General features: G+C 70.0%; 14 protein-coding genes. 10 read left to right on the top strand and 4 right to left on the bottom strand.

Features of this window, described 5'->3' with window-relative positions:
• Positions 1-121: 121 nt before the first annotated feature.
• Both rpmE and prfA read left to right on the top strand, forming a co-directional pair.
• Positions 122-349, top strand: a complete 228-nt coding sequence (rpmE, locus tag Aco04nite_RS06765; RefSeq protein ID WP_212996300.1) for a 50S ribosomal protein L31 — start codon at positions 122-124, stop codon at positions 347-349.
• Between the two features lie 86 nt (positions 350-435).
• Positions 436-1,527, top strand: coding sequence for a peptide chain release factor 1 (prfA, locus tag Aco04nite_RS06760; RefSeq protein WP_212996299.1), 1,092 nt, complete (start codon positions 436-438; stop codon positions 1,525-1,527).
• 6 nt (positions 1,528-1,533) lie between these two features.
• On the opposite strand, the gene Aco04nite_RS06755 is transcribed toward prfA, so the two are convergent.
• From Aco04nite_RS06755 to Aco04nite_RS06745, 3 genes are read right to left on the bottom strand one after another with little or no spacing between them, the layout of a single operon-like run.
• The gene (locus Aco04nite_RS06755) at positions 1,534-2,889 is read right to left on the bottom strand and encodes an outer membrane protein assembly factor BamB family protein (RefSeq protein ID WP_212996298.1); all 1,356 of its coding nucleotides are present in this window, start codon (positions 2,887-2,889) and stop codon (positions 1,534-1,536) included.
• A 1-nt stretch (position 2,890) separates the two neighbouring features.
• Positions 2,891-4,159, bottom strand: coding sequence for a PQQ-binding-like beta-propeller repeat protein (locus Aco04nite_RS06750; RefSeq protein ID WP_212996297.1), 1,269 nt, complete (start codon positions 4,157-4,159; stop codon positions 2,891-2,893).
• Positions 4,156-5,661: a GGDEF domain-containing protein gene (locus Aco04nite_RS06745; RefSeq protein ID WP_212996296.1), complete on the bottom strand. Its 1,506-nt coding sequence runs from the start codon at positions 5,659-5,661 to the stop codon at positions 4,156-4,158. Before Aco04nite_RS06745 ends, Aco04nite_RS06750 begins: the two co-directional genes overlap by 4 nt.
• 98 nt (positions 5,662-5,759) lie before the next feature.
• Here Aco04nite_RS06745 and prmC point away from each other — a divergent pair, with 98 nt between their 5' ends.
• Genes prmC through Aco04nite_RS06725 form a run of 4 tightly spaced genes read left to right on the top strand, consistent with a single transcriptional unit; the run spans position 5,760 to position 8,857 of the window.
• A complete protein-coding gene (gene prmC / locus Aco04nite_RS06740; RefSeq protein WP_212996295.1) occupies positions 5,760-6,635 on the top strand; it encodes a peptide chain release factor N(5)-glutamine methyltransferase in 876 nt (291 codons plus the stop codon).
• A 37-nt stretch (positions 6,636-6,672) separates the two neighbouring features.
• Positions 6,673-7,317 (top strand): L-threonylcarbamoyladenylate synthase, encoded by a 645-nt coding sequence (locus Aco04nite_RS06735; RefSeq protein WP_239159245.1) that lies wholly within the window; start codon positions 6,673-6,675, stop codon positions 7,315-7,317.
• Positions 7,317-7,943 carry an arsenate reductase/protein-tyrosine-phosphatase family protein gene (locus Aco04nite_RS06730; RefSeq protein WP_212996463.1) on the top strand — a complete coding sequence of 209 codons (627 nt, stop codon included), beginning with the start codon at positions 7,317-7,319 and terminating at the stop codon, positions 7,941-7,943. Before Aco04nite_RS06735 ends, Aco04nite_RS06730 begins: the two co-directional genes overlap by 1 nt.
• Positions 7,940-8,857, top strand: a complete 918-nt coding sequence (locus Aco04nite_RS06725; protein ID WP_212996293.1) for an L-threonylcarbamoyladenylate synthase — start codon at positions 7,940-7,942, stop codon at positions 8,855-8,857. Before Aco04nite_RS06730 ends, Aco04nite_RS06725 begins: the two co-directional genes overlap by 4 nt.
• Here the strand turns inward: Aco04nite_RS06725 and Aco04nite_RS06720 are convergent.
• Positions 8,781-10,298 (bottom strand): SDR family oxidoreductase, encoded by a 1,518-nt coding sequence (locus Aco04nite_RS06720; RefSeq protein WP_212996292.1) that lies wholly within the window; start codon positions 10,296-10,298, stop codon positions 8,781-8,783. The two genes, Aco04nite_RS06725 and Aco04nite_RS06720, sit on opposite strands and share 77 nt — an antisense overlap.
• 79 nt (positions 10,299-10,377) lie before the next feature.
• On the opposite strand from Aco04nite_RS06720, the gene glyA reads away from it, so the two are divergent.
• The 4 genes from glyA to atpB all read left to right on the top strand — a co-directional run bounded on the left by glyA (position 10,378) and on the right by atpB (position 13,388).
• Positions 10,378-11,664, top strand: coding sequence for a serine hydroxymethyltransferase (gene glyA / locus Aco04nite_RS06715; protein ID WP_212996291.1), 1,287 nt, complete (start codon positions 10,378-10,380; stop codon positions 11,662-11,664).
• Entirely contained in the window at positions 11,661-12,143 is a 483-nt protein-coding gene (locus tag Aco04nite_RS06710; protein ID WP_212996290.1) for a hypothetical protein, read from the top strand. The genes glyA and Aco04nite_RS06710 overlap by 4 nt, the downstream gene beginning before the upstream one ends.
• Positions 12,144-12,422: 279 nt before the next feature.
• A complete protein-coding gene (locus Aco04nite_RS06705; RefSeq protein ID WP_239159236.1) occupies positions 12,423-12,584 on the top strand; it encodes an AtpZ/AtpI family protein in 162 nt (53 codons plus the stop codon).
• Positions 12,585-12,599: 15 nt separating this feature from the next.
• A complete protein-coding gene (atpB, locus tag Aco04nite_RS06700; protein ID WP_203839946.1) occupies positions 12,600-13,388 on the top strand; it encodes a F0F1 ATP synthase subunit A in 789 nt (262 codons plus the stop codon).
• The last annotated feature ends 38 nt before the right edge of the window (positions 13,389-13,426 follow it).

Raw genomic sequence — 13,426 nt, 5'->3', positions numbered from 1 at the left:
CCGATTTCTTCCGGAGGTGCCCGGCATGGCAGACTGATACATCGGCCAGTAAAGGTTCCGGTTCACGCCTTCAGCACGACGGCGACCCGGCGACCCGTTCATCGAGAGGGACCGAGTAAACATGAAGAGCGGAATCCACCCGGAGTACACGGCCACTGAGGTCATCTGCTCCTGCGGCGCCACGTTCCAGACCCGCAGCACCGCCAAGGGCGACATCCGTGTCGAGACCTGCAGCGCCTGCCACCCGTTCTACACGGGCAAGCAGCGCGTGCTGGACACCGCGGGTCGCGTCGCCAAGTTCCAGGCGAAGTACGCGAAGGTCAACGCCGGCGGTACCAAGAAGAAGTAACTGCCTCCACGGCGCCCGGACCCGCACTGAGCGGGGCCGGGCGCCGTTGGCATGTTCGGCCCAGGAGTGTTGATAAGGGAGAAGCAGTGAGTAACGACCGGCTGAGTCAGCTCCTGGATGAGTACGCCCAGCTCGAGAAGCAGATGGAAGACCCTTCCATCCACTCCGACCAGGCCCTCGTGCGCCGGGTCGGGCGCCGCTTCGCCGAGCTCGCGCCGATCTCCGCCGCCAACAACGAGCTGGAGGCGGCGCGCGCCGACCTGGCCGCGGCGAAGGAGCTGGCAGCCGAGGATTCCTCGTTCGCCAGTGAGGTCGAGGCCGTCGCCGCGGTGCTGCCCGCGCTGGAGGAGAAGCTCGGCGAGATGCTGATCCCGCGCGATCCGCACGACGCCAAGGACGTGATCGTCGAGATCAAGGCCGGCGAGGGCGGCCAGGAGTCGGCGCTGTTCGCGGGCGACCTGGTGCGGATGTACACCCGTTATGCGGAGCGTCACGGGTGGGTCGTCGAGGTGATCGAGGCTCAGGACTCGGACCTCGGCGGGGTCAAGGACATCTCGTTCGCGGTCAAGACCAAGGGCGTACCCGCCGGTGGTCACGGGGTCTGGTCGCGGTTGAAGTGGGAGGGCGGCGTGCACCGGGTGCAGCGCGTGCCCGTCACGGAGTCGCAGGGCCGCATCCACACGTCGGCCGCCGGGGTGCTGGTGCTGCCCGAGGCGGAGGACGTCGACGTCCAGATCGAGCCCGGTGACCTGCGGGTCGACGTGTTCCGGTCGTCGGGGCCCGGCGGGCAGTCCGTCAACACCACCGACTCGGCCGTGCGGATCACGCACCTGCCGACGGGCACGGTCGTGAGCTGCCAGAACGAGAAGAGCCAGCTGCAGAACCGCGAGTCGGCGATGCGGATCCTGCGGTCCCGGCTGCTGGCGATCGCGCAGGAGCAGGCCGACGCGGCCGCTTCCGACGCGCGCAAGCTGCAGGTCCGGACGGTCGACCGCTCGGAGCGCATCCGGACGTACAACTTCCCGCAGAACCGGATCAGCGACCACCGCATCGGCTACACGGCGTACAACCTCGATCTGGCTCTGGGCGGCGAACTGGATGCCGTGCTCGACGCCCTCGCCGAGGCCGACCGGGCCGCCCGTCTCGCCGGTGGCACCGAAATCGGGCGTAGGCCCTGAAGCACTCTAGAACGCCAGATCGGTGACGGAGAGCTGCGCGTTGTTGGTGGCGCAGACGAGCAGTTTCTCCGCCGCCTGACAGCCGTAGTCCTGGACCTGGGGGATGAGGCCGCGCATGGCCAGCGTGCCGGTCCGCTTGTCCAGCGCGGAGACGGCCGTCGCGCCGGGTGGTTGCGTGGTGCGGGTCAGGGCGTACACCTGGTCGGATCCGTCGGTGTAGCTCCACACGAGCGTCGCGGTGCCCAGGTCGGTCAGGGTCGCGCCGGTCCGGCCGTCGATCACGGAGTGCCGGGAGCCGTCCTGGTCCTCGTCGACCACGAGGCGGTCGTCGTACAGCGGGAAGGCGTAGCCCCCGCCCGGTCGCTGCCAGCGCAGCTGACCGGTCACCGGGTCGTACCCCGAGATGCCGTTGTCGTCGTTGAGGCACATCACCGGGCCGCAGGCGTAGAAACCGCCGAAGGGCCGGCTGTCTAGCCGCCACAGCTCACGCAGGGTCTCGGTGTCGTACGCGACCACCCGCCCCCGATCCCCGTCGACCGTCCGCAGGTAGAGCGTGTGCTCCTCGACGCTCAGCTCGGTGGTCTGCTCCGAGGAGTCTGCGGCGGGCTGCCACGGCAGCCGCTGGGTCGCCACCACGTGCCCGTCCGCGAAGTCGAGCACCTCCACCAGGCCCTCCGCCGTCGCGGTGACGAGCCGGTCGGAGAGCACGCCGTTGGTCGTCACCCAGCTCTGCGCCCCGGAGCCCGTACGCCTCCAGGCCGTGACCCCGTCCCGTAACCCGACCACCCGCAACGAGCTGACGGTGCTGCCCTCGCTGTTCCATTCGCCGAGCAGCACCCGCCCGCCGCCAGACGAGAAGAACTCGCCGCGCAGCCGCCACAGCTCCTGACCGGTGGCGGTGTCGAGGGCGATCGTGTCCCGGGTGTACTCGCGCAGACCTTTGGACCCGTCGCTGTTCTCGTATTCGACCGTGGTGCCGGCGGCGGGCAGCGTGAGCACGCCGTCCGTGACCGACCCGATCCACGTCGCGTCGTCCACGCCCTGCACGGACCACCTGGCGGTGCCGTTACGCAGGTCGTAGGCGGTGAGAGAACGCTGCGCCCCATAACCTTCGCCGGAAGAGAGCACATAGACGTTGCTGCCCTCGGACGCGAACGAGTCGCTGCCGCCCTGCAGCGGGACGCTCCACAGCGTCACGGGCGCGTGGGACTCGGGCGGTTCCGAGCCGGTGACCGCGACGACGCAGAGCACGGCGACCACGGCGGCCAGGATCCGGATGTCACCCGGGCGGACCCGGCGCCGGGCGGGCGCGCGCGGCTCCTCGTCGTCCCCCGTGACGAGCCCCAGCTCGATGACGGCCATGTCAGCCAGCGTAGGCAAGGGTGACCAGGCGTGCGTCCGCCGTTGCGCAGATCAGCAGTTCTGCTCTGCTGTCGCAGCTGTAATCCATCAGCTGGCCGATCAGGCCGAGCAGGGTCGGCCTGCCGGTGTGCTGATCGAGGCGCCACACGGCGGTCTGGGCGAACGGGGTCACGGTGGTGGCCAGGACGTACACGGTCGCGGAGCCGTGGCTCGGCACCATCTTGGCCCGGGGCGTTCGGCTGACGACCGCGCCGCTCTCCGCGCTGAGCACCACCAGCTCGTCCGTGCCGAGCTCGCCGACGCTGGTGCCGACCCGGCCGCCGTCGAGGGGGTAGATGACGTTCGTGCGTGCCTTGTACCAGCGCTGGATGCCGGTGGCCCGGTCCCATCCGCTGACCCCGGTGCCGTCGTAGCCGCAGAGGACCGGGCCGCAGTCGACGATGCCGCCGTTGCCCAGGGCGACGGCGGCCCATTGCGGGCGCATCGTCGCGAGGTCGAACACCGTGACCTTGTTCTGCTGGCGGACGTCGTCGTAGTTCTCGACCACGAGGATGCCGTCCCGGGCGTTGATCCGGGAGATCCCCGTCCAGGGGAGCGCCCCCTGTGCCACGAGCCGGCCGTCGGCGAGGGTACGGACCTCGGCGTGGCCGTCGCCGAGGACGGTGATGATCCTGCCCTTGTCGGTCACGGTCGACACCCAGCCGTACGGTGCGCTCCTGGACCAGGCCTGGACGCCGTCGCGCAGGCCGACCACCCGCAGCGTCCGGACCGTTCTGGCATCGGGTCCCCACTCGCTGAGCAGGACCAGGCCGTCGGCGAAGCCGGTCACCGCCCCGGGCAGGCGCCAGAGCTGCCGCCCGGTCACCGTGTCCACCGCGACCGTCTCGCGCCCGAAGAAGGGCGGCGACGTGGCGCCGAGCGCGATCAGCACGATGTCGCCGGCGGTCTCGCTGATGATCCGGGCCTCGTCCGGCATCGTGACGGTGGAACGGACCGCCCCGGTCCTCAGCGAGTAGGTGATCAGCTGGTTGGGCGGGCCGTGGTGGAGCACGTGGATGGCGTCCTCGGCGGTCTGGAACTGGTCCGGGCCGTCGTTCAGCGGGATGCTCCACAGCGCCGTGAACGGATCGGGTCGTGGCGGCACCGACGCTGTGACGGTGAGGAGGCAGGCCACGGCGAGGAGCCGGCCGAGAACAAGGAATCGACGGGGGCGGGGCGCAGGCCTGCCGTCCCGGACAGTGCCGACAACGCCCAGGTCGATGACCGTCACGCAGGTGTGCGGTTCCCTGCCGCGGCTGCCAGGGCGGCGCTGAGGCTGCGCCGGTCGGGGCCGACCTCGGACCAGCCCGCGGCCAGGCCGATCGGGGTGCCCGGGACGAGGACCTGCCAATTCTCGCCGGCTGCGGCGGCGCTGATCCGGCGGGAGACCTCGGCGGCCTGGGTCGGGCCGGCGCCGGGGAGCACGACCACGAACTCGTCACCGGCGAAGCGGGCAACGAAGTCCCCGCGGCGCATGACCCGGCTGACCACGCCTGCGATGCGCTGCAGCACCAGGTCGCCGCAGTGCCGGCCGTGCCGTGCGTTGACCGCGGTGAAGCCGATGAGGTCGCAGACCCCGATCGCCGCGCGCTCGCCCCGGGCCAGCATCGCCGAGACGTAACGTTCGAGCTGGCGGCGGTTGGGCAGGCCGGTGAGCGGGTCGGTGAGGGTCTCGTCGCCGTAGCGCCCGGCGTCGCGGTGGGTCTCCTGGGCGTCGAGGCGGGCCGCCACACCGTCGAGATAGCCGTCGCGGAGCCGGTCGATGCGCTGGGCGGCGAGCCGGAACGCGTAGCGGTCGGCCGAGTGGGCGGCCTCGTGCTCACCGGCGACGGCGTAACAGATGCTGCGTAACCGGGCGGGCTCGGCGGGGCCGAGGATCTCCGGTGAGACGGGCACGGCGTCGAGCTTGCGCAGTGCCCGGGTGGGCCGGCCGGCGGCGATGTCGAGGCAGACGCCGCCGAGGTGGCGCAGGTCGCGGGAGCGGACGCTGTCGCCGCCGGTGTTGAGCAGGGCGCCCGCGTCGGTCTCGGGCGTCTCGCCGAGGGCGGCCCGGCGGGCCAGGGCGTAGCCGTAGACCGGGCGGCTGCTGGGCCGCAGCCGGTCGGCGGCGCCGGTGGAGATGTAGCGGGACAACTCGACATCGATGTCACGCAGCACCCGCAGGCAGCCGTCGGTGTCGCCCTGGTGGTCCAGCGAGACCGCGTTGCGCAGCCGGATGCCGGGGGCGAAGAACAGCTCGGGGGCCATCCCGGCCCCGGCGCCGACCTGCCGCGCCTGCTCGATCGCGGTCAGGGCGTGGCCGTGGAAGCCCAGGTAGGAGTAGGCCATCGCGAGGTCGTGCCAGCCCCACGCGGTCTCGGTGTCGCCGTCGGGCACGGCCGCGAGCGCACGGGAGGCCTGCACGAGGTGGGTGACGCCGCGATCGAGAGCGCTCTGCAGATGGGCGCCCAGGGCCGCGAAGGCGTGCATCTGGCCGCGCAGGTAGGGGTCGGAGGTCTCGTAGACGGCATTGCTGGCGATCGTCATCGCGGTGGCGAACTCGGCGATGCGGCCGAGGTTGATCAGCGCGCCGAATCGCTGCACCAGCGCATAAGCCCTGGTCATGGGGTCGGTCGTGACCTCGAGGACCTTGTCGAGGATGGCCAGCGCCTCGGCCGAGCGCCCGCCCTGCTGCAGGTCGCCGGCCCGCCGGAGGTCATCGACGCAATCCGGTAGCTGGTCCAACCAGGTCATGAGACCGCCACGGCCATTCAGGCCCCTCCTGCCGACGACGCTCATCGATCGACGACCCGGCCGGTCGTCGCCGCGATGCGACGTCCCATGATTATGCCGTGACACTCGCGCACGAACACCCCTCCGAGGGGACGGACCGGACTCGATTGAGCCCCGCTCTGGCGGCTGCCGCCGGACGTCTGGCCGAGGCAGGGGTCCCGTCGCCACGCGTCGATGCCGAGTTGCTCGCCGCGCACGTGCTCGGGGTGGGTCGTGGACGGCTGGTGCTCATCGACACCGTGCGCGGCGATGAGCTGCTTCGATACAAGGAATTGGTCGAGCTCCGGGCGCAGCGGGTGCCGCTGCAGCACGTGCTCGGCACGGCCGCTTTCCGGCATCTGGAGCTGCAGGTCGGCGATGGCGTCTTCGTGCCGCGTCCCGAGACCGAGTTGCTCGCGGGCTGGGGCATCGAGCACACCGCGGCGGGTGCGACCGTGGTGGATCTGTGCAGCGGGTCGGGCGCGATCGCTCTCTCGGTCGCCGACGAGGCCGAACCCGCGCTGGTCATCGCCGTCGAGCGGTCACCCGAGGCCCTGGTCTATCTCCGGGACAATGCCAGGACTTTTGCCTCGGTACGCGTACAGCCCGGCGACGTCACCGATCCGAACCTGCTCAGCGATCTTCACGGCCGGGTCGACGTGCTGCTCTGCAACCCGCCGTACGTGCCGGACGGAACCCCTGTGCCCCCGGAGGTCGCCGATCACGATCCGGCGATGGCGGTCTTCGGCGGCGCGGACGGCCTCAGCGTGATCCGCCCGGTCATCAAGCTCGCCGCGGCCCTCCTGCGTCCCGGTGGCGTGGTCGGCATCGAGCACGACGACGTACACGGCGACGACGTGCCCGCTCTGCTCCGCGCAGATGGTCGCTTCACCGGGGTATTCGGGCATAACGACCTGACCGATCGCCCAAGATTTGCGACAGCCTCCCGCCTGTGATGCCGGTCGCGGCGACCGTGGCAGACTGCATCGTGTGATGCTCTATGACTGCCGGGCCGTTGCCGAGCGGGACCGTGGCATAGCCGCGGCCGTTGAGGCGGTCAAGAGCGGCGAACTCGTCGTCATGCCCACCGACACGGTCTACGGCGTGGGCGCGGAGGCGTTCACCCCGCACGCGGTCACCGCGCTGCAGACCGCGCGGGGTGTGGACCGCCGGGTGCCGCCGCCGGTGCTGGTCGGTTCCCGGCACACCCTCGACGGACTGGTCTACTCGCTGCCCAAGGCGGCGCGCGAGCTGGCCGACGCGTTCTGGCCGGGCGCGCTGACGATCATCGTCGAGCACTCGCCGAGCCTGCAGTGGGATCTCGGGGAGACCGGCGGCAAGGTCGCGGTGCGGATGCCGCTGCACCCGGTGGCCCTCGAGGTGCTGCGTGAGATCGGCCCGATGGCGGTCACCACCGCCAACAAGGCCGGGCAGCCCGCGCCGGTCACCGCCGAGGAGGCGCGCGACCAGCTGGAGTACGCCGTCCGCATCTATCTCGAGGCCGGGGTCGCCCACGATCCGGCGCCGAGCACGATCGTCGACGTCACCGGCGACGTGCCACGGGTGCTGCGGGAGGGCGCGCTGGCGTTCGAGAAGCTGCGCGACGTCGTTCCGGACATCCAGCCGGCGGGATCCTGATCATGGCTTTCACCGTGCTGCACGTCTGCATGGGCAACATCTGCCGGTCGCCGATGGCCGAGCGGCTGCTGGTGCTCGCCGCCCAGCAGCGCCTCGGCAAGCAGGACCCCGACGCCGACCTCGACGACCTGCTGGTCAGCCGGAGCGCCGGCACGGGTGGCTGGCACGAGGGCGAGGAGATGAACCCGCCCGCTGCGCGCCAGATCCGGCTGCGTGGTGCCAGCACCGAGGGCTTCACCGCCCGCAAGCTCACCGGCGCGCAGCTCGCCGAGGCCGATCTGGTGCTGACGGCGACGGCGGACCAGAGCGACTACGTGCATGCGCTGCTGCCGGGGGCTTCCAGCCGTACGTTTGTCCTCGGTCATTTCGCCCGTCTGCTGCGCGACCTCGATCCCAAGGGCCTGCCGGCCGGAGGCACCGACCCGGAGTCGTTCGCGGCCCGTGCGGCAGCCCTGGTCGAGGCCGCGGACAGCCTGCGCGCCGACGGCGAACCGCTGCCCGCCGACGACCTCGACGACCCGTGGGGCCGCGGCGACCAGACGTTCCAGCGCATCGGCGACGACATCGAGGAGTCGCTGTTCCCGCTGGTCGACGTCCTGCTTCCGGGAGCACCGAGGTCCGCGTGATCGTCGCACCCGACGCCGACGGTATCCGTCGCGCCGCCGAGCTCCTGCGTGCCGGTTCGGTCGTTGCGTTCCCCACCGAGACCGTCTACGGGCTGGGCGCCGATGCTTTCAACCCCGACGCCGTCGCGGAGATCTACCGGCTCAAGAACCGCCCGTCCTGGAACCCGCTGATCGTGCACGTCGCCGATGTCACCGCCGCCCGGGCGCTCGCAAAGACCTGGCCGGACGTCGCGAACGAGCTCGCCGCCCAGTTCTGGCCCGGCCCGCTGACCCTGGTGCTGCGGAGCGCGACGCAGGGCACGATCGCCGTCCGGGTGCCGGCCCACGAGGTCGCCCGCAAGCTGCTCGACGCCTCCGGTCTGGCCCTGGCCGCACCGAGCGCCAACCGTTCCGAGAGCATCTCCCCGACGACCGCCCAGCACGTGCTGCGCAGCCTGCCGGAGGTGCCGCTGGTGCTGGACGGCGGCCCGGCGTCCTGGGGGATCGAGTCGACCGTGCTCGACGTGACGGGGGAGATCCCGCGGCTGCTGCGGCCCGGTGCGCTCGCCCTGCGTGACATCCGCGAGGTGACCGGCTCGGTGGCGCTGCCCGACGAGGTCGTCGACGGCGCCGACCGCTCGTCACCCGGGATGAGCAAGCGGCACTACGCCCCCCGGGCCCGGCTCATCCTCACCGACGACGTCCGGGACGTGCCGGAGGCCGAGGGACCGGTCGGGATCCTCACGTACGAGACCGAGGACGTGCGGAACGCGGAGATCCTCGGCGTGGACCCCCGCGAGTACGCCGCCGACCTCTACGCCGCCCTGCACCGCCTCGACGACCGCGGGGTCGCCACGATCATCGTGAAGAACCCGCCGGAGACCGAGGACTGGATGGCCGTCCGGGACCGCCTGAGCCGGGCGGCTGCTTCATGAGGGCACCCCGGGCGATGTTGCGGGCCATGCCGCTGAAGATGATCCCGTGGAACGGCAGCACGCTCGCCCAGTAGGCGTGCCCGGCGAGGCCGCGGGGCACGAACAGCGCCCGCTGGCGGTAGAGCGAGGTGCCGTCGGGGCGCGGCTCGGCGTACATCTCGAGCCAGGCCTTGCCCGGAACCTTCATCTCGGCCCGCAACCGCAACAGGCGCCCGGGGTTGATCTCCTCCACCCGCCAGAAGTCCAGCGCCTCGCCGACGTAGAGGTGGTCACGGTCGCGCCGGCCACGGCGTAGCCCCACCCCGCCGACCAAACGGTCCAGCCAGCCGCGCACGGCCCAGGCGAGCGGGAACGAATACCAGCCGTTCTCCCCGCCGACGCCCTCGATGACCCGCCACAGGGCCTCGACCGGCGCGTTCACCTCGGTGCACCGCTCGTCCTTGTAGATCGTGCCGCCGGTCCACGCCGGGTCGCTGGGCAGCGGTTCGGCGGCCGCGTCCCGCCCGGACGCGTTCGACCAGCGGGTCTCGACCTCGTCGTCGCGGATCTTGCCCAGCGCGACCCGGATCGACTCGTCGATGCCCAGCAGACCCTCGTCCGGCACGTACTCGGCGATGTCGTGCTCATGGGTGATCGCCTCGTGGATCAGGCTGGCCACCAGCGGCCGCGCAATCGAGTTGGGCACCGGGGTGATGGCGCCGACCCAGTGCGCCGACAGCCACGGGCTGAGCGGGCGCAACGGCACGATGATCCGCCGCCGCAGCCCGGCGCCCCGGGCGTAGCTCTGCATCATCTCGCCATAGGTGAGCACGTCGCGCCCGCCGATGTCGAAGCCCCGGTTGAGGTCCTCGGGCAGCTCCGCGACCGCGATCAGGTAGCGCAGCACGTCGCGGACCGCGATCGGCTGGATCCGGTTACGCACCCAGCGCGGCGTGACCATCACCGGCAGCCGCTCGGTCAGATAGCGCAGCATCTCGAAGGAGGCCGAGCCGGAGCCGATGATCACCGGCGCCCGCAGCACCACGGTCGGCACGCCGCTCTCCAGCAGGATCTTCGCCACCTCGGCCCGCGAGCGCAGGTGTGCCGACGGATGCTCGTCGGCCGGCGGCTCCGGGCCACCGAGATAAACGATCCTTTTGACCTTTTTTTCGTACGCCGCCCGCGCGAAATTCGTGGCCGCCTCCCGATCCAGCCGCTCAAAATCGGGCTGACCGAGCGAATGCACGAGGAAATAAGCGACATCGACGCCCTCAAGCGCCGGAAGCAGTGTCGCGGGGTCGGAAAGGTCGCCCTCGACGATTTCCGCATCGGCTGCCCACGGGACGTCACGCAGCCGGGCGGCGCTGCGGGACAGCGCTCGCACCTCATGACCGGCTGCCATCAATCGGGGCACGAGCCGCCCGCCGATATACCCCGTGGCTCCAGTTACCAGACAACGCATACCACTGTGTGCCCGCAGGCAGCGGCGTTAAGCAATATGCTTTTGCGAGGGAGCGTTGCGCCGACTTAGGGAGTGCGCCATGGGCACGTTCTGGGGCCCCGACTTCAATGCGTTGCGCGACGAGGATCCCGAGATAGCCGAGGTGGTGCTCGGCGAGCTGGAGCGCCAGCGCGGCGGCCTGCAGCTCATCGCCAGCGAGAATTTCACCTCACCGGCCGTGCTGGCGGCGCTCGGATCCACCCTGACCAACAAGTACGCCGAGGGTTACCCGGGTCAGCGCTACTACGGCGGCTGCGCCGAGGTGGACCGCGCCGAGGAGCTGGCGATCGAGCGCGCCAAGGACCTCTTCGGCGCCGAGCACGCCAACGTGCAGCCGCACTCCGGCGCCTCGGCGAACATGGCGGCGTACGCCGCGCTCGTGCAGCCCGGCGACACCGTGCTCGCGATGGATCTGCCGCACGGCGGGCACCTGACCCACGGGAGCAAGGTCAACTTCTCCGGCAAGTGGTTCCACACCGTCGGTTACAAGGTGCGCGCCGACACCGAGCTGATCGACTACGACGAGGTGCGCGATCTGGCCCAGGCACACCGCCCGGCCCTGATCATCTGCGGCGCCACGTCCTATCCACGGCTGATCGACTTCAAGCTCTTCCGGGACATCGCCGACGAGGTGGGCGCCTACCTCATGGTCGACGCCGCGCACTTCATCGGGCTGGTCGCCGGGCGGGCGGTGCCCTCACCCGTACCCCACGCCGACGTGGTGTCCTGCACCACCCACAAGGTGCTGCGCGGGCCGCGGGGAGGCATGATCCTGTGCCGTGACGAGCTTGCCGCGCGAATCGACAAGGCGGTCTTCCCCTTCACCCAGGGAGGCCCGCTGATGCACGCCGTCGCCGCGAAGGCGGTCGCGCTGCGCGAGGCCTCGATGCCCGACTTCCAGGGGTACGCCCACCAGGTCGTCAAGAACGCCCAGGCGCTCGCCGCCGGGCTCGCCTCCGAGGGCATGCGTCCCGTCTCCGGCGGCACCGACACCCACCTGGCCCTGGCCGACCTGCGCGACCTGGGCGTGAGCGGGCGCGAGGCCGAGGCCCGCTGCGACCGCGCCCGGATCACGCTCAACAAGAACGCGATCCCGTTCGACCCGGAGAAGCCGATGACGGCGTCCGGCATCCGGGTCGGCACGCCCTCGGTGACGACGCAGGGAATGCGCGAGGGCGAGATGCGCCAGATCTCGGGGCTCATCGCGAGAGCCGTGCGCGCCGACCCGACCTCTGTCGCGGGCGCCATCACGCTGCGCGAGACTGGTGAGGAGATTTCGTCGCTCGTGAGGCGCTTCCCGGCGTACGCGGAAAAGGTTTCGGTGTGAACAAAGAAGAGACCGAGTTCGAGCCCTTCGATCCGAAAGCGTTCGAGGACGAGGAGGACAAACGGCCGTTGCCGGATCTTCCGCCGTTGCCGGCCGATCCGCGGTGGCGTGTCGAGCATCTGCCGTTCCTGACGGCTTTCTCCTTCGCGCTGATGCTCTGCGCGGCCTCGGTGGGCTTCCTGAACGGCGGCGTGCAGAACGCGTTCGGTGCCGCGGCCGGGGTCATGATCGTGACGGTCAGCTACACGATGTCGACCCTCGTGCTGGCCTGGGCGGACACGGTGCGCCCGGCGCTGATCATGCCGTTGGGAATGCTCACATACGTGGTGAAGTACTCATTACTCGGCATCATCCTCGCATTTGTGGTCTCCTCGGAGTGGCCGGGCCGGTTGGCGCTCGGCTGGGGAGTCGTGGCGGGAGTGCTGGGATGGACGGCCGTGCAGATCTGGTGGGTGGCCCGGATCAGCCGCCCCAAGTGATCTCCGGCACGGCGATTCCCGTGGCCGGCACCCGTTTTATCGGACTTCGTCCACGATCCGGTGACGGGAAGGCGGCATTGCTGTCCGGTTCTGGGCAAGGAGGGGTACCGTGTCACCGAGTTGAGAGACCCCTGACGCCTGGACAACTGCGGTTGTGCGGGGGGTCCCGCTTAGCCTGGTGTTTCCGACTGATATCTTCTAGCCGTCATGGCCGGTCAGAAACCTCCCCCCGAACCCCACGGTGACGACGGTCCACCCCCGCCCGACACGGGCATGGGAATGACTGCCGTCAGCTATCTCTTCGCGGGCATGTTGGTCTGGGGTGGGATCGGCTGGCTGGTCGACCACTATGTCGGCACCAAGGGCATCTTCGCCGGGATCGGCGCCGTCGTCGGCGCGGCCGGTGGTGTCTACCTCATCGTGCGCCGTCTCGGCGCCTGACAGGAAAGGGCTACGGTGATCGGTCCTTCGACGGTCCTCGCAGCGGAGTTCCCGCCCAGCGTCGAGGACTTCTACCTGCCCAGCATCCTGCCCTGGGGAGCGCACGACTCGTACTGGTTCACCAAGATCACGGTGCTGGTCTGGGTGGCCGTCGCCGCCATCATCATCTTCTTCCTGGTGTCCTACCGGAAACCGCAACTGGTGCCGACGAAGAAGCAGTGGATGGCGGAGAGCGCGTACGGCTTCGTGCGTAACAACATCGCCATTGAGATGATCGGCCCGCGAGGCATCAACTTCGCGCCTTATCTCACGACGCTGTTCATGTTCGTCATCGTGATGAACTTCTTCAGCATCGTGCCGTTCATCCAGATTTCACCGAACTCCCACATCGCTTTCCCCGCGATTCTCGCGGTTATCAGCTACGTGATGTTCATCGTGGTCGGCATCCGGCACCACGGCTTCTTCAAGTACCTCAAGACGGCGCTCATCCCGCCGGCGCCGTGGTTCATCCTGCCGCTGCTGATCCCGATCGAGTTCTTCTCGAACTTCCTGGTCCGCCCCTTCTCGCTGGCGGTCCGACTCTTCGCCAACATGTTCGCCGGCCACATGCTCCTGCTGGTGTTCACGCTCGGCGGTTTTGCGATGATCAATGCCAACGCCTGGCTCGCGCCGATCTCGGTCGTCTCGTGGCTCATGACGATCGCGCTGACGTTCCTGGAGTTCCTGGTCATCTGTCTGCAGGCTTACGTCTTCACGGTGCTCACCGCGAGCTACGTCCAGGGCGCGCTCGCCGACGAGCACTGAGTTTTTGCAAGAAATCCGTTTGTCGTCCCGCGTGACAT

This window comes from Winogradskya consettensis, from assembly GCF_018332715.1.
Classification (GTDB): Bacteria; Actinomycetota; Actinomycetes; order Mycobacteriales; family Micromonosporaceae; genus Actinoplanes; species Actinoplanes consettensis.
Note: the sequence above shows the minus strand (reverse complement) of the source record. Positions and strands in the feature narration are given on the sequence as shown.